The following is a 17,088-nucleotide window of genomic DNA, read 5'->3' as shown; positions in this document are numbered from 1 at the left end:
AGGAAGGGCACAGCCCTTCCTCCTGGACCTCCATCCCAGTTTTTCATTCGTTTTTCTTGAAATGAACAAGTTATCAGACATTTTCTAAGTCATTTAAATATTATTACATAAAAATCCGTCTGAACTCCAACTCAACATGAAAACATGGATCTGTCAGCCTTTGCATGATCAACAAGGCCAGATCCCTGCCTGTGATGGCGCGCAACGGTTTGCCATGGATGCCTTGTTCCTTGAGTTTTTCATGGACGTTGGGTGCCAGTGAGTTTGCCACGAAGAGCGGACGGTTGCGAACCGGGGTCTGGCCCGGGGCGTGGTATCGATCCACTCGTATTTATTCAGGCCGGGCCGGGACCAGAACCTCGCGTTTTCCCTGGGAGTTGGACTCCGAAATCAACCCATCTTTCTCCATGCGTTCGACAATGCGCGAGGCGCGGTTGTAGCCGATCTTGAAGTAGCGCTGGATCATGCTGGCGCTCACCTTGCGGGCACGCAGGACGATATCGACGGCCTGGTCATAGAGTTCATCATAATCGCCATCGTCGCCATCTGCACGCAAACCAGGGCCGCCGAAAGCGGATTCATCGTCATCGTCGTCATCCCGTTCCACCAGAACGGAGGCGTCGTATTGGGGTTGACCGGTTGTCTTGAGAAATTCAACCAGCTCCTGAACCTCCCCATCGGCCACAAAGGGGGCATGGACCCGTTGCATGTGGGAGGTCCCGGGGGGAAGATAGAGTCCGTCGCCCATGCCCAACAGACGTTCGGCACCGCTGGCGTCGAGAATGGTGCGGGAGTCAATCCGGGTGGCCACCTGAAAGGCCAGACGGGTGGGAAAATTGGCCTTGATCAAGCCGGTGATGACATCCACCGAGGGACGTTGGGTGGCAAGAATCAAATGGAGTCCGGCAGCCCGGGCCATCTGGGCCAGCCGGGCAATACCAGGTTCCACCTCCTTGCCGACCTGCATCATCAAATCGGCCAGCTCGTCCACAACAATGACGATCAGGGGTTTGGTTTCCAGGGGCAGGGGTACCTCTTTCTCCACCGGCAGACCGGTTTCCGGATCGAATCCCACCTTCACCTTGCGGGTGGGAACCTGGCCGGTACGGCGAAATTCGCGGATATGACGGTTGTAGCCGGCCAGATTGCGCACCGACAATTCCGACATGAGATGATAGCGCTGTTCCATTTCCGCCACGGCCCACTTGATCAGGGTCGCGGCTTTCTTGACCTCGGTAACCACCGGGGCCAGCAAATGTGGAATCCCTTCATAAATGGAGAGTTCCAACATTTTCGGATCCACCATCAAAAACCGGACATGTTCGGGGGTGTTGCGGTACAGAATGGAACAGATCATGGCATTGAGGGCCACGGACTTGCCGGACCCTGTGGTCCCGGCCACCAAAAGATGGGGCATGCGGGCCAGGTCCGCCACCACCGGATTGCCGTTGATGTCACACCCGAGCGCCACGCTCAAGGGATTTTTCTGTGATTGGGAAACGAACGTCTCCGATTCAAGAATTTCCCGCAGATAGACGGTTTCCCGGTTGTCGTTCGGAACTTCGATACCAATGACACTCTTGCCGGGAATATTGCCGACCACCCGCACCGAAAGGGCCGATATGGAACGGGCCAGATCATCGGCCAGACCGATCACCTTGGAGGCCTTGAGACCGGGTGCCGGATCCAATTCGAAGGTTGTCACCACTGGGCCGGGCCGGGCATCGATCACCTGGCCTTTGACCTTGAAGTCGGCCAGTTTGTGTTCGATCAGGCGCGACTTCATCTCCAGGACCTGGCGGTCCGCCTCGCGATGCACGTTGGGTGGCTTGGGTGCCAGAATGGAGATTGGCGGCAAAAGGGTTTTATTCACGTCCGGAATTTCATCGGGTGACTCATCCGGGGTGTCGGCTGCCGTGTCCAGACCCGGAAAAAACTCTTCCACATCTCCCGAATCCAGCATCTGGGCACGCCTTGCCTGGGCAAGGAGATCCTCTTCGGGACCGGCGAGAGAATCCTCCAGGATATCCGATTCGGTCATCGTATCCGATTCGGTAACCACCGTATCCGCTTCTGCCACCTGATCCAGTCCGGAATGAATGCCGCCAACCGCCGTATCCGCTTCTGCCACCTGATCCAGTCCGGAATGAAAGCCCCTCATTGCGCCTGTTCCGGCATGGGTACTGCCGTCATGGCCGCTTGGAGAACCGGCAGGCATATCCCCGGCCAAGTCACTTGCCATCCGTCCATGATCCGTCCGAACAGGTCCGGCAGTGTCCGCTACCGGCTGCATGGGCCGGGGAGCGGTATCCAGAAATGGTTGCAAGGAAGGCAGAGGGGATGTCAGTAACGGATCCGGCGCGGCAGCCATGCCAGATTCCTGTTCATCGCCAAAAGGATCCTCGTCCGGTTTTCGGGATGATTTGACCTCCAGGATCACCGGTCTGAGAGGAGGTGCATGCCCTGGCTCGGGAGAGAGATGCTCTTGGGATACATCGTTCTCCGCACCATCCAGAAAGGGTTCACGCTGCGGCTCAGGGGCACTTTGTAGCGGCGACATCACCCCTGTTGCCGATACATCGAGCGAGGGTTCACGCTGCGGCTCAGGGGCACTTTGTAGCGGCGACATCACCCCTGTTGCCGATACATCGAGAGAGGGTTCACGCTGCGGCTCAGGGGCACCTGGTACCGGCGACATCAACTTCTTTGCCGATACATCGAGAGAGGGTTCATGCCGTGACTCAGGGGCCGCTTGTTCCGGAGAAAACATGCCTGCCGCAGGAGAATCGAAAGAAGGTTCATGCCGTGACTCCAGGGCATCCTGCACCGGAGATGACGCGCTGGCAGGGGAAGAGTCGGGAGAAGATTCATGCCCCGTCTGCGGGGTACCCTGTTCCCGGGACAGGGTGTTTTCCGGAGAGACGGAAGGAGGTGCGTGTCGCGGTTCGAATACACCTTGGGCGCGAGACAAGGTGCTTTTGGAAACACCAGGCAGCGCGGCACCAGATGCAGGTGGGGTCTTGTCAACCACCGGCAACGAGGATACGGCCTCTGGATGCGAACGGGCCAATACCCGGGTAATCCACTGGGGAGGGGAATGGATCGCCCCGCCGGAGGAGGTTTTGTCAGAGGCATGGGGAACATGTTTCTCCGCAGGGGTCTGGGAGACATTTTTCTCCGCTGGAACCGCATCCGGCGATGAAGTCGCACTCGGGCGCAAGCCCCAAGGCCCAACCGACAATTCCCGGGGCGGCAAATCGGGATCATCATCCGAACTCTCCGCATGCATGGCCGGCGAAATGGCGGCGGATGTCGGCGAGGTGATGGGCACCACGGTCGGAGGAAAGGAAAATTCCTCGGGAGATCCCTCCTGGGTCGGCGCGGGGGGAGCCATCCGCTGCCGATGCGAAAATGGCGATGAAATGATCCGGGATGCATCCGGCTCAGGTTGCATCCGGGGCGCGGCGGGCATGATGACGGGAGCCATTGGCGGCGGAACCGGTTCGGATGGCGACCGGGATGCTTCAGGTCCGGTTGCAGAAGCGACCGGCGGCAGGCTCAACTCCGGTTCCGGATCGAAAACAGGCTCGTTCTCATGGGAGGCCGGCGCAGCAGGGGGAACACTCTGCCTCTTCTCGGCGACCGGATCGATATCAAGAACCGGTTCCAGGTGCATAACCTCGGGAACCGGATCGATAGACGGCTCGACACGTTCTGCATCAGCCTGGAAAATATCGGCTGGTCCAGGCTCGGCGTCCTGTACGGGTTTGGCTTCCTGGAGAGGCGGAGGCGCGGGAAGCGGAGGCGTGACCGGCGAGGAGCGGCCAGGTCTAGGCAGGAGTGGAACACGCATGTTTCCCAACCAACCAAACCCTTTTTTGACTCCCCTGCCAAGCAGGCCAAAACTGCCGACGACCCCCCCCACGACCAGGGCACTTGTTCCGGTCGCCGTGAGGCGAATGCCGTTTCCCACCAGATTGACACCTCGCCGCACAATGCCGGGCGAGGTACGGGCAGCCGCTGGTTGATGGTGTGGCAATTCCTGGTGCTGCGGATGTTGTTTGACCGGGTCATGCCTGCCGGAGTCCGATTTTTTGCCTTTGCCGGAACTCTCTCCGCCAAAAATCCCCATAAACCGGCCTGGGGAAAAATGGGTCAGAATGAACAGGGAGATCAAACCCAAAACACCCAACAGCAGGACAGTGATCGGCGTACCGAGGGTATAGGTCAGGGCGTTGGAACCGAAAAGCCCCGTGACCCCACCCGGTCCGGCCGGGAGCCATGGCGTCATTTCCGGGGGGACCAGGACCGTGGCCAGCAGGGCAGAGACCAGGGTCAGCATGGGCAGGGAGATGAACTGCTCCAGAAGCAGGGCAAGCGAGCTTTTCCGCAATAAACGGAAGCTGATCATGGCCAGCACCAGAGGCACCCAGGCGACAGCCAGACCAAAAACCTGGAACATGACATCCGCCAGATAAGCCCCGGACAGACCGGCCATGTTGTGAATGACCTCGCCGCCCGTATTGTTGAAGGAGGCGTCATCCCGACTGAAGGTGACCAGACTCACCACCAGAAAGGCATTGACCCCGATCAGCAGGACGCCAAACACCTCTCGCAGCAGGGAGTCTCTTTTATCCTTGGCCAGCTTGCGCTTATGGATGAACTCGTTTTTCGGTGGGGCCACGACTCTACATCTCCATGATCAGCGGCAGAACGACTGGCCTGCGACCCAACCTTTTTTTGAAAAACCGCCGCAGGGCACGCAGGGCCAGATCCTTGATACCCACATCTTCTTCGTCGCTGAAATCCATTCCCTTGGGGCCGAGCGCCAGGGCATCCTGCACGGCCTGGCGGGCATTTTCCAACAAATCCTGGTGTTCCTCCTCCCGGATCACGCCATGGGTCAGCAGTTTCGGGCCTTCCAGGATGCGGCCCGTATCTTTTTCCACGAGCAGGACGACCACGACCAGACCATCCTGGGAAAGATGCAGGCGATCCCGGAGGACAAGATCCCGGACATCGCCAATGCCCTTGCCGTCCACAAAGACCCGTCCATGGATGACCTGCTCCAGGATACGCAGGGTAGTTCCGGTCAATTCTACCCGGTCCCCATTGGTTGCCACCAGGGTATTTTCCGGTTTGACGCCCATCTCGATGGCCAGCTCCCGATGCAGATGGAGGTGGCGAAGTTCGCCGTGGATCGGAATGAAAAAACGTGGGCGGGTCAGGGCCAGCATCAATTTCAGGTCATCACGCGGGGCATGACCCGAAACATGGATGGCGGGCAGGGATTTTTCATGAATCACCTCGGCCCCGCGATGGGAGAGAAGATTGATCAGGGTCCAGATGGTGCGTTCGTTGCCGGGAATGAAACGCGAGGACAAAATGACGGTATCCCCGGGGAGAATGTGAATCTCCTTGTGTTCGCCGCTGGCGATGCGGGCCAGAGAGGAGTTGGGCTCCCCCTGGCTGCCGGTGGAGAGGATCAGCAGTTGATCACGCGGCAGGGAACCGAATGACCTGATGTCCAGCAGCAGGTCCGGCGACGGATTGATAAAACCGAGTTCCCGGGCCAACTGAACGTTGGTGACCAGGGAACGACCATTGAGAATCACCCTTCGACCATGCTCCGCTGCCAGTTCCAGGACATTCTGGATCCGGCGTATATTCGAGGCGAACAGGGAGACGACCAGCAGGCCTTTGGCCTTGGGAATCAGGGACGCCAGGGTGGCACGGGCATTCTGCTCGGAAACGGTGCTGCCGTTGCGCACCACATTGGTGGAGTCGGAAAGCAGGGCCAGGACCCCTTTGTGACCGTATTCCGCCAAACGGTAGATGTCCGTGGTGTGGGCATCTCCCGGGGTGTGGTCAAAGTTGAAGTCACCCGTATGGATGATGGTCCCCAGGGGGGTGGTGATGGCCAGGGCGGATGAGTCCACAATGGAGTGGGTCACGGGCAGAAAATGCACGGAAAACGGACCGATCTGGACGCGATCCCGCTGCTGGACGCGGATGGTTTGAATCTGGTCGGCCAGACCATGTTCCTTCAATTTGCCACTCAGGATGGCCAGGGTCATGGCCGTGCCATAGATGGGCAGCGGCAGATCGGGCAGGATGAACGGGACGGCTCCCAGGTGATCTTCGTGACCGTGGGTCAGGACCAGGGCCAGGATGCGCTCCCGGTTTTCCAGCAGATAGCGCACATCCGGGATGATGAAATCCACCCCTGGCGTATCCGAAGCGGGAAACGTCACACCGCAATCGACGAGCAACAGGTGACCGTCGTATTCATAGACCATGAGATTCAAGCCGATCTCGCCCAGACCACCCAGGGGGACGATATGGATCGGTTGTGCGGGAGCTGCTTTCAAGAGCCGGATTCCTCCTCTTGGCCATGTGCCTCGTCCATCTCTTCCCGGGCGCGATTCTTCTCGATCCGGCGACCCAGGAGTATGGAAATTTCGTACATGGCAAGCATCGGAATTGCCAACAATATTTGGGAAATCGGGTCCGGCGGGGTCAGGAAGGCGGCAATGACGAAGACCAGGACGATGTTGTAGCGGCGTTTGTTGATCAGGCTGGCGGTGGAGAGGATCCGCGACTTGATCAGCAGCAGCAGGGCCACGGGCAGTTCAAAGGTCAGGCCAAAGGCAAAGATCAAGGCGATCACCAGGTCCAGATAGGAGCGCATCGTGATCATGGTTTCAATCGATTGATCGGTGACCAGGCCGAGAAAATAGCGGAAAGCCGTTGGAAAAACCACGTAATACGCCGCAGCACCACCGACGAAGAACAGCACCGGGGCCGCGATGAGAAAGGGCAGGAAGGCCTTTTTTTCATTTTTGTACAGGCCGGGCGCGACAAAGAGCCAAAGCTGGGTCAAAACCACCGGGATTGACAGAAACAGGCCGGTGAAAAAGGAAATTTTGGCATAGGTGAAAAAAGCCTCATGCGGGGCGGTCATGACCATCTTGCCGGTCGGTCCGAGAATGTCACGCAACGGTTGGGACAGAAAGGCGAACAGCTCCTGGGAAAAGAGTCCCCAGCAGAGCAGGAAAGAGCCGATGATGGTTGCGGCGGAGACCACCAGACGGTGGCGCAGCTCGATCAAATGATCGAGAAAAGGGGCTTTTTCATCTTCCTGCATCATGATTGGGGACTGGGGCGTGTTTCCCCACCTTCCTTGGTCGATTCTGCGCCACTTTTGGGAGCCGGTTCGGAGACCGGGGATGTTTTGGCTGATTCTGCGACACTTTTGGGAGCCGGTTCGGAGACCGGGGATGTTTTGGCTGATTCTGCGACGATATCTTTTGGTGGGGGTTCCGAGGTTGAAAATTCCCTGTCAAAATCGACTGATGGCGGTGGTGTGTATGTGGATGCGGGGGTGAAAGGCGGCATGCCTTCCGCACCGATATACTCGCGTCCCTGGTGAGTGATTTCTTCCAGATTGATGCTGTTCCGAATTTCATTTGTCAGCCGCCGGATCTGGCGCATGGCTTTGGAGAGACCACGGGCCACTTCGGGAAGTTTGTCCGGCCCGATCACAATCAGGGCAACCACCATGATGACCAGAACCTCTGACCAGTCGAATCCCAACATGAGGGGTACCCCGTTCTATCGAATCAGGTTTTGGTCTCTTTTTTGACTTCGCCCTCGATGGTGGCTGCGGTCTGGGCTGGTTGAGGGTGGGACGGCTGGGGCTGGGGCTGGGCCTGGGGCTGGATTTGTTGAGGTTTGGCGGTTGCCGGTTCGTCGTCGCTCTCCATGACCCTCTTGAACCCCTTGACGCCACGGCCAATGTCTTCCATCACCTTGGGCAGTTTGCCGGCACCAAAGACGACCAGGACGATCAGCAGAACGATGAAAATGTGCCACGTGCTTAACATGGTCGGTTTTCCTTTGTATTCAGGTAAAAGGGAAAAAAAGTGTGAGGCGAAAAGAGAAACCCGCACTCCTGGAGCCTATCCTAACAAAAGAGAGCAAGGTGCGCCAGTTGGCCTGGTTGGCTCACGGGGAACTCCTGGTTTCCGGAGCGGATTTCTGTGCCCTGGGGGGCAAGGCTTCGGCCTGGCGGATTGCCTGTTCCACTTCCTGGCGCATGGGTGAATCGGCTGGGGCCTGTTTGAGGAGTTTTCGCCACTGGGTCAGGGCCATGTCGCGATCCCCGGTTTGAAAGGCGATGGATCCCATGACCCACAGGGCTTCGAGGTGGTTTGGCTGTTGTTGCAGGACACCCTGGAACAGTTCGACACCGCGTTTGAATTGATCTTCCTGGTCGCTTTCCACGAGAATTCTGGCCAGGCCGGCGGCGGCATCCGTATTCTGGGGATCGCGGGTCAGGACGTGGGTGTATGCCGTGATGGCTTCGGTGTAGCGTTCCAGGACGGCATAGGCGCGTCCCATGCGGATATGGCCGACCAGATCATCCGGATTCTGCCGCATTTTGGCGGCCAGATTGGTCACCATGGTATTGATATCCGGTGCATTGCCGCCCGCGCCATGCGGCGAGGCTTGGCGCATGGCCGATGCTTGTGGGGGAAAAGGGGTACCCAGAAACAGGTACAGGCCGCCGCTCAACACCGTAATCACCAGCAGGACCGATATTCCGGCGGCGATATCCACGGCATTGCGGGGATTGTCGGCGGTTTTGGCGGGGGATGTTGTCCGGTCGGCGGTTTGCAGTTGATCCAGGATGGAGCCGAGTTCCTCTTCCAGGTCGGCGCGTATCGTCCCGGCACCCGGGTCATTTCCGGAGGGTGGGGTTGTCTCCCCCCCGGTCAGTTCCAGTTCCCTGATCTGCCGGAGCAGCATATCCCGTCGGTCTTCGAGGACCACGCGGGGATTGCCTTCCAGTCCCACGGGCAGGGGCATACTGCCGCGACGGGAAAAGAGGGGGTAGAATGTCACCCCCAGGGTGATTCCCAGCAATGCGGGCAAAATCCAGATCCAGGACATGGGCATACTCTTTATATTGGCGCGGATTGGTGACCAAAAAAGGAGTATTTTAGCGCATCATTCCGGGAGATGCCATCCCTGTTCTACGCAAGGAAATTGACTCGGAATCTTACGTGCCCGGCAGGAGTTTTTTGATTTCTTCTAATATTGGCATAATTTTTGCTTCACCTTCCAACTCGCGTAACCTCTTTTCATAAACACCTACAAACGTCCCCATCCACTGCCCAAAGGCCTCCGGCAGCTTCATGAAATACGGTGCCAGCGTCGTCACCGCCTCCTCGGCAGCCGCCAGCGCTTCCTCGCGACGGCCAAGGGCACTCAATCTGAGGGACAGGTTGTTGAGCGACATGGCCAAATCCGGCATAAATGCGTCAGGTCGAACCTCAGACAATTCACGATAGATCCGCTCAGCTCCCTCAATCGCCGCAAGCGCTTCCTCGCGACGGCCAAGGTCACTCAATCCGAGGGACAGGTTGTTGAGCGACTGGGCCAAATCCGGCATAAATGCGTCCGGTCGATCCGCAGACAATTCACGCCGTATCCGTACTGCTTCCTCAATCGCAGCAAGCGCTCCCTCGCGACGGCCAAGGTCACTCAACAAAACGGACAGGTTGTTGAGCGATAAAGCCAAATCCGGCATAAATGCGCCAGGTCGATCCACAGACAATTCACGAAACATCCGCACAGCTTCCTCAATCGCCGCAAGACCTTCCTCGCGACGGCCAAGGTCACGCAATCTGTAGGACAGGTTGTTTAGCAAAGAAGCCAAATCCGGCATAAATGCGTCAGGCCGAACCACAGACAATTCACGATATATCCGCACAGCTTCCTCAATCGCATCAAGCGCTCCCTCGCGACGGCCAAGGGCACTCAATCTGTTGGACAGGTTGTTGAGCGACCTAGCCAATTCCAGCATAAATACGTCAGTTCGATTCGCAGACAATTCACGCTGTATCCGAACCGTTTCCTCAATCGTCGCAAGCGCCGCCTCGTGCCAGCCAAGATTACCCAAGGAAATAGACAGGTTGTTTGCTGCTATTGCTTGCATGGCAATAAAGGTTCCGTTGGTTTTGTCATCCGAAACCAATGCTCTGTAACGATCCAGTAAACTCTGCCGCAATCTCGCCGCAAAGGCATCCAGGCCAAGGCTGTTGTGGGGCAACTCTTGTTCGATGCTCCACAGCATATCCAGGGAAACATCCGGATTCTCAACCAATGCACCGAGCCAAGCGAGGGGTTCCTGGTGCCCGGCATAAACAAAATCCTGCCCACAGCGAACCAGGGACGCAATACATTTTTTATCTGCCACCAAAAAGGCCCGCTGCACAGCTGCCAGACTTGCCGCTTGCCGACCGCCACCCAGGGCCAACAAGAAAAACGCCTCGCCAATGATATCCGGGCGCAAGGCCTCCACGCCGTTTTGCGGGCCAGGCAAGGCCTGGTGCAACAGGTCAGCCAGGATCCAGGGATCCCCTGCCGAAGAGAGGCCCAAGGCATCTTTCTCCGTTTGCGCTAACCGAAAAACGGCGGATCCGTCCAGGCCACCACACAAAGTTGCAAACGCCGCCAAATGGTTGAGCATGATCCCCTGCTCTTCCTGATGCTCTCCACGACGCGCAAAACCAGCGATGCGGCCCTTCTCCCGCCCGGCCAGAATAAGCGCTAACGCATCCCGGGTGGCAGGAAGCTCCTCCCTCTCCGCCAACAACTGCCCAGCCATCATGGCAAACAACGGCTCCCCACGCCACTCCGGCTCTTTTGGCGGCATCTGCGGTGCCGTGGGGTGTCGCACACCCGATTGTCGCAGCATCTGGATTAAAATTTCCTCTCCCTGTGCAGAAGAGAGCCTGTCCAAATGCACCGGCTTGGGCGGATCCAACAAATCCCGCACATCCGCATCCTTCCAACTGCCAGAACCCAGCAAAGTCTGCCACCAGCCAGACCCCTCCTCGGCCATCCGTTCCAACAATAAAATCCGCAAGGGAACGACTTTTCCGGACACCGGACGCTGCTTTTTTTGGCGCTCCGACAACTGCTTCAGCCATTGGTGAAGGATCGCAGCCTGGGGAGCAGCATAGTCAATCACGGCCAGCGTCGGACAGGACCACCCGCACTCTGCCTGGGCCACCAGCTTTGTCAAAGCCTCACCCGACAAAAATCCGGCATGCCATCCCCATGCCTCCACAGCAAGAACCAACTCCATGGCCAGACGGGTCTTGCCGCGCCCGGCACCACCAATCAAGGCACGCACCGAAACCGGTTTACCCCCATTCAACCAGCCATACAACTCATCCAACTCCCCTTCCCGCCCGATCAGCGGCAAAAATCGCGCCCGGGGATCCAGACGTTGCACACCCTGGGTATCAACAAGGGTACCAAAGGAGGAAAGAGGCAGTTGTTTCCCCCAAAAATCCCGTATTTTTTTGAGCGGTTCGAATGCTTCAACAATCTTGTCAACAGACCGTGCCAGATTGTCGGAATCAACAACAACTCCCTGAATCTTGGAAACTTTCCAAAGTTCGCTCCGCTCGCCAAAAAACGCCTCAACAGATTTGACCGGCGGAATCACAACCGGAACAATCTTGAAATTTTCAAACTGTTGCTTCCTGGTCATCAGGAAGGCCGCTTCATCGGCAACCCAGACAGATTTTTTGGCCTCTTCGGCAAGAAGCAGAACGGCTCCATGGCAGTCATGAAGGGAAGCACCGATTTGCTCGACAAAACTCCCCCCAACTTGCACATCATACCGGTCCAGGAATGTGTCAAATCCGTTTGCTTCCAGGCGTTCTTTCAACTGATCGCCAAGTGCCACGGAGATTGCGGAACGGGTGCAATAGCTGATGAAAATTTTTGGAGTATATTTATATATAATTTTATTCATGTTGCAAACCGTTTGATACCGTTCTGGCATTCTCACCTCGGCGCATCAAGGACCGTCAATTGAACCGATCCCGGGAGCCGGATCCTGTCTTATAATTACATGCAAGATTCAATATGTTGCATTTACATCGTTCTGCCGGTTGTTTCGTCGCCAAAAACATCCTGCAACGAACGCGCATCGATTGCCCGATCTATCCATGCATCCAGGGTGTCCAGATTGGCAGCATGAACCCTGGACTCAACCCAGACAGGCAGGTCGGAAAAACGACGCCGCAGGATTCGAAGCAGGGTGGATGCCTTGTCTTCCTGACGACTTTGCACCAAGAGACGCCCAAATTTTGGCATAGCCGCAAGATCCTCATCGGGTGTCGCGTCTACCAACCAGTCAAGCCATTCCTTTCCAAGCCCGGAGACATATTCGGGTGTAATCCCCTCTATTTCTGGAATATCTATATCCAATGCACCTTTCATCAGCAACCTCCACAGGCCGACCATGATTCGCTCAAATGCAATTGAGAGTTTGAGCAACCCTGCATGTTTGATCGTTTCGAACGCCTTTTTTCGCTCCTCACGCCTACTTGAAAAACACTTCAAAGGTGCGTTTTGGGCTTCATCCGTCAGTTCGTTCAGCAGAATCAGGCGGACAGAACCTCCCCAACGCGGTTTACTTTCATACACACCACATGGTCCGACGGGTTCAAAGGCAAACCGCTCAAGGAAGCCAGGTTGGGGGGTTGTGGAACTGATAATGACGCTCCGCAACTGCCGCCGCTCCAAACAGGCGGTTTCCAGATACAAGGTATCATATACCGTGATCTGGGACAGAACACCTTCATGCAGGCTTTCGGTAACCTTGATTTCGATCAGAATATGATCTGCATCGAGATCCCGCAATCCATCGACCAGGAACAAACGCTGTTCTTCTGTCCAACCGCCTCCCTGGCGCTGGATCAGAATCAGGTCAGCCTTGGGCGGAAGAGAAACGACCTGGACTTCCGAACGCACTTCAACGCCAACGGGTCCCAGCAGCACTTTCAGCGTTTCACCGACCAGACAGTGCCAGCAGGTCTTTGCTGCGCGACCATCCAAAGGACTCTACTCCTTTATCATCCCCCCGTCCAAGGCAAAATGCCTCAGCATTGCATGGACATCGAACTCATGACCAACCATGATGCGGCCAACCTCTCAACCGCTTTTGGCCAGACGAAAGCCAAGTCCACCGTCAAGCTTTATCCCAGCAACGTCTTCAAAGCCGGAAGCGGGGTAGCCAACTCCTTGAGCTGGGCATCCTGGGCCTTTTTGAAGGCATCAACCATTCCCTTGGATTGTTCCTTGGTAAATCCGGAAGATTCAAGAGTTTCAACAAATTCAAGCGTATCAAAAGCAGCGATAGTCATGGAACCTCCTCCGGAGATTGAACACCATCATCATCGAAATCAATGTCCCCCGGGAAGGAGTTTGACCAAGGCAACGATGGCTCCCGATGCACCGACCAACCATTTGATGACCTCCAGTTTGGCCGTTTCGATGTCCCGACGCAGCTCCATCCTGGTGGTTTCAATTTTTGCGTTCAAGGTTTCTATTTTCGTATTCAGATCCTGAATGCGAAAATCCACCTTGGCCACGTCGGCCTTGCTGGACACCTGTCCATCCAGTTCCAACAAATCCTTTTTGGTCGCCAAATCTTCCATCTGAGAGGTCTGAGCCTCTTTGAAAGCTTCGGATATGGCTTCGGCGTGGTTTTCCGGAATTCCGGCATCCTTGAGACGACGCACGAATTTCAACGTATCATAGGTAATCGTTGTCATGGCTTCTTGCCTCCTTTGCCGGAAAATATTCCACAACAGGACCAAAAAGTCTACAAAAATTTTGCCTCTCAACCACTCTTGGCCAGGCGAAAACCAAGTCCGCCGCTGTTTTTGGCTTCGGCCTCATCCACCTGAATATTGTTGCGCCGGGCCGGGCGACAGGCCTTGGCGTTGCTGCGACAACTGCCGCCGCGCCGCACCCAGACATTGCCCCTCTCCGGTCCGGTGGGATTGGTGACCGGGCTTTCCCCATAAACATAATAGGCATTGGCAACCCACTCCCAGACATTGCCCAGCATGTCGTGAAAACCCCAGGCATTGGGTTTCCTGGTGCCAATCTTCTGGACCACACCCTTGGAGTTGGTGTTGATCCAGGCATGATTTTCCAACTCCTTGCGCGGATCGCCTTCAAACGGATAGGTGGAAGAAAAACCGGCACGGGCCGCATACTCCCACTCCGCCTCGGTCGGCAGGCGCAATTTGGACCCCTCGCCACCCAGCAGTCCCAGCTTGTCGATAAACTCCAAAGCCTCCTGGCGCAAGACCGTCTCCACGGGAAAATCCCCCTTCACCTTGAGCAATTTTTTTTCGTTCTCTTCCCGCTCCAGCTCTTCCTTGGTTTTTTTGCGGTCACGCGCCCAGGGAGAGTTGCGGGATTCGGCATCGGTCACCTTTTTCCACTGGGCAAAGGTGACCGGATATTTGGCCAACCAATACCCATCCAAAGTCACTTCATGGACCGGCCCCTCGTTGGGCAGGCGTCCGGCCTCGTCATCCAGGCTGCCCATCATGAAACGCCCCCCCGGTACCCAGAGGAAAGGCATGCCGGTGACAGGTTCGATCCACTCCTTTTTTTCCTGGGTGGCGACGGCAATCCGGGTCGTTACCTCCTGCACCCTGGTCTCCTTCACCTCCTGGAGAAACATGGCAACCTCCTCCGCAGTCACGGCAACCCCCGCATTTTTGGCCATGACCTGGAGGACCGTGGAAAGTTCCGGATGCGGCGGATTGCTGGCGACGGCTTGCGCCTTGGGCAACATGCGACGCAATGGCTCCAGTTTTTTCTTCACCCCAAGGGCCAGTTTTTTCTCCAGACGCTGACGGGCCGAACCATTGACCTGCGCCTCACGCCCCAGAATGCTGATCAGAAAATTTCCCACATCATCCAGATCGGCCTGGACCAGATCGAAGGTTTTGATACAGAGTTCCGGCTGGGATTTTTGCATCTCCTGATAGTAACACCGCCAGACAGGACCGTCCGTCATGATGTAAAATGAGGTTCCAGGTCGGGAACGCGGCAACAAATCCTTGGTGATGCTGCCAGGAGGATGAAATTCAAAAATGACCGCCGGTGCCGACTCACCCGGAACCATGAGTGCCAGGGGTATGGTTGGTGCCAGACGACCGTCCACCGCTTCGAAAGCCACATTCACTTCCAGAGGATCGTGAATCTGCCAGCCCAGTTTGACCAGCAGACCACCAACCAGGGAAAATCGAACCTGCACAAGGGTACGATAGGATCCCTTGGCCAGGTGTTTCTGGATTTCCTGCAACAGTTGTTTCATCCTCGTCCTCCGGATCGCTCCCATGAAAATTCATTTCAGCTCGAAACAAACCGCCCTGCTGGGCCACGATCTGTTTTTGATCGTCATCACGGCCCTGACTGCCGGTTGCGGTCTGATCTACGAATATCTCCTGGCCCATTATGCCGGACGGATCCTCGGTGCGGTAGAGACCGTGATCTACGCCATCATCGGTTTGATGATCGTCTCCATGGGTGCCGGGTCATTCGCAGCCCGGCTGGTACGCGCCCCTTTTACCGGTTTTGCCTGGCTGGAGGCCCTCATAGCCCTGCTGGGAGCCGGCATGGTGTTGTTTCTGGCCACGGTCTTTTCCTTTGCCCATCTGTTTCCACAGATCATCGCCGAAACCTTCGGCCTGCCCGAAGAACTGGCACCCCAGGGCAATTTTTTTGCCGATCTGCTCGCCCTGGTCCGCCTGGCTCCCTACCTGATGAGCATCATCATGGGATTCATGATCGGCATGGAAATTCCCCTGATAGCACGGGTACGGGAACTGTTGCACGAGCAGCATTTGATCCACAATACGGGGGCAATCTATGGAGCCGATTATATCGGGGCCGGGATCGGGGCCGCCTGCTGGATTCTGGCCATGCTCGGCATGGAGATCACCCGGGCCGCCGCCGCCACGGCCCTGGTCAACGTTCTGGCCGGCCTGCTGTTTCTGATCCTTTACTGGCGATTCATCCAGGGTGGAAAATGGCTGCTCATGATCCTTTTTCTGGTCCTGACACTCACCCTCGTGGTCATGCATCATGGCCAATCCTGGTCGGAAAGGCTGGAAGACACCCTCTACCAGGACCAGGTCATTCATCGCACCAACACCCCCTACCAGCGACTCACGCTGACCCGGCGGGCCGGCTCCCCGCAGCGGCAACCGGTATATCGATTCTATATCGACGGTCGCCTGCAATTTTCCAGCAACGACGAACACATCTACCATGCCATGCTCGTGGAACCGGCCATGGCCGCCGCCGCACGCCAGAAACAAATCCTGATCATCGGCGGCGGTGACGGTCTGGCCCTGCGCAATGTCCTGCGCTGGAATCCGGATTCGGTGACACTTCTGGAACTGGATCCGGAGGTGGTGGCGCTCTTTTCGCATCCCGTTCAGGTTGCGGGCCGCCCGATCAACGCCCCGTTTTTGCAACTCAATGGCGGTTCGTTCGCCGACCCAAGGGTCCGGATCCGCTATGGAGATGCCTTTGTGACGGTGGACGCCCTGCTGGCCGACAAGCAAGCGTTCGATGTCATCCTGGTGGATCTGCCCGATCCGGGCCATCCGGACCTGGACAAGCTCTACTCCGCCTATTTCTATGCCAAACTGAAAAATCTCCTGACGCACGATGGAACATTGGCAGTGCAATCCACTTCCCCCTATCATGCGCGGGAGGCCTTTTTGTGTGTGGGGGTGACGTTGCGCCATGCAGGGTTCAAGCATGTCGAACCCTACCATCAGAACGTACCCAGTTTTGGGGAGTGGGGTTGGACCCTGGCCACCCAACAGGAATTGCCCGCCAGCCAGCGCCTGCGCAACCTGGATCCCGCAAGCCTGCGCGATCCCTGGCTGACCCGGGAAATCATGGTGGGAGCCTTTGCCTTCGGGCAGGGATTTTTTTCCGGGTTGGAGAATATTCAGGTCAACCGCCTTGGATCCCAACACATGTACCGGTATCATCACGAGGCCTGGGTACGGGAACAGGGCAGATACCAGCAACCCACGGCCAGCACCGCGCATCAATGACCCGCACAGGGCAGGTACCAGGCAACCCACGGCCAGCACCGCGCCTCAATGACCAGCAGGGCGGAACCAGGCACAACCCACGGCCAGCACCGCGCCTCAATGACCAGCAGGGCAGGTACCA

General features: G+C 57.0%; 13 protein-coding genes. 1 reads left to right on the top strand and 12 read right to left on the bottom strand.

Annotated features, from left to right (window positions below; translation table 11 throughout):
- Positions 1–103 precede the first annotated feature (103 nt).
- The 12 genes from HQL65_10455 to HQL65_10400 all read right to left on the bottom strand — a co-directional run bounded on the left by HQL65_10455 (position 104) and on the right by HQL65_10400 (position 15,208).
- Positions 104–325: a hypothetical protein gene (locus HQL65_10455; GenBank protein ID MBF0136651.1), complete on the bottom strand. Its 222-nt coding sequence runs from the start codon at positions 323–325 to the stop codon at positions 104–106.
- A 6-nt stretch (positions 326–331) separates the two neighbouring features.
- Positions 332–4,684: a DNA translocase FtsK 4TM domain-containing protein gene (locus tag HQL65_10450; GenBank protein ID MBF0136650.1), complete on the bottom strand. Its 4,353-nt coding sequence runs from the start codon at positions 4,682–4,684 to the stop codon at positions 332–334.
- 4 nt (positions 4,685–4,688) lie between these two features.
- Positions 4,689–6,371 (bottom strand): ribonuclease J, encoded by a 1,683-nt coding sequence (locus HQL65_10445; GenBank protein ID MBF0136649.1) that lies wholly within the window; start codon positions 6,369–6,371, stop codon positions 4,689–4,691.
- The gene (gene tatC / locus HQL65_10440; GenBank protein MBF0136648.1) at positions 6,368–7,150 is read right to left on the bottom strand and encodes a twin-arginine translocase subunit TatC; all 783 of its coding nucleotides are present in this window, start codon (positions 7,148–7,150) and stop codon (positions 6,368–6,370) included. The genes HQL65_10445 and tatC overlap by 4 nt, the downstream gene beginning before the upstream one ends.
- The gene (locus HQL65_10435; GenBank protein MBF0136647.1) at positions 7,147–7,599 is read right to left on the bottom strand and encodes a twin-arginine translocase TatA/TatE family subunit; all 453 of its coding nucleotides are present in this window, start codon (positions 7,597–7,599) and stop codon (positions 7,147–7,149) included. Before HQL65_10435 ends, tatC begins: the two co-directional genes overlap by 4 nt.
- Positions 7,600–7,622: 23 nt before the next feature.
- Entirely contained in the window at positions 7,623–7,886 is a 264-nt protein-coding gene (tatA, locus tag HQL65_10430) for a twin-arginine translocase TatA/TatE family subunit (GenBank protein ID MBF0136646.1), read from the bottom strand.
- 121 nt (positions 7,887–8,007) lie between these two features.
- Positions 8,008–8,955, bottom strand: a complete 948-nt coding sequence (locus HQL65_10425) for a tetratricopeptide repeat protein (protein ID MBF0136645.1) — start codon at positions 8,953–8,955, stop codon at positions 8,008–8,010.
- Between the two features lie 109 nt (positions 8,956–9,064).
- Positions 9,065–11,836, bottom strand: a complete 2,772-nt coding sequence (locus HQL65_10420) for a toll/interleukin-1 receptor domain-containing protein (protein MBF0136644.1) — start codon at positions 11,834–11,836, stop codon at positions 9,065–9,067.
- Positions 11,837–11,958: 122 nt separating this feature from the next.
- Complete coding sequence (locus HQL65_10415; protein ID MBF0136643.1) at positions 11,959–12,924, bottom strand: hypothetical protein; 966 nt, start codon at positions 12,922–12,924, stop codon at positions 11,959–11,961.
- A gap of 140 nt (positions 12,925–13,064) precedes the next feature.
- Entirely contained in the window at positions 13,065–13,232 is a 168-nt protein-coding gene (locus HQL65_10410; protein MBF0136642.1) for a DUF1640 domain-containing protein, read from the bottom strand.
- A 39-nt stretch (positions 13,233–13,271) separates the two neighbouring features.
- The gene (locus tag HQL65_10405) at positions 13,272–13,643 is read right to left on the bottom strand and encodes a DUF1640 domain-containing protein (protein MBF0136641.1); all 372 of its coding nucleotides are present in this window, start codon (positions 13,641–13,643) and stop codon (positions 13,272–13,274) included.
- Between the two features lie 68 nt (positions 13,644–13,711).
- Positions 13,712–15,208 (bottom strand): formylglycine-generating enzyme family protein, encoded by a 1,497-nt coding sequence (locus HQL65_10400; protein MBF0136640.1) that lies wholly within the window; start codon positions 15,206–15,208, stop codon positions 13,712–13,714.
- Positions 15,209–15,230: 22 nt separating this feature from the next.
- On the opposite strand from HQL65_10400, the gene HQL65_10395 reads away from it, so the two are divergent.
- On the top strand, positions 15,231–16,967 hold the full coding sequence (locus HQL65_10395; protein ID MBF0136639.1) for a polyamine aminopropyltransferase: 1,737 nt from the start codon (positions 15,231–15,233) through the stop codon (positions 16,965–16,967).
- Positions 16,968–17,088: the final 121 nt, after the last annotated feature.

This window comes from Magnetococcales bacterium (assembly GCA_015228935.1).
Taxonomy (GTDB): Bacteria; Pseudomonadota; Magnetococcia; order Magnetococcales; family DC0425bin3; genus HA3dbin3.
The sequence above is the reverse complement of the archived record's forward strand: the minus strand, read 5'-3'. Positions and strand labels throughout refer to the sequence as shown.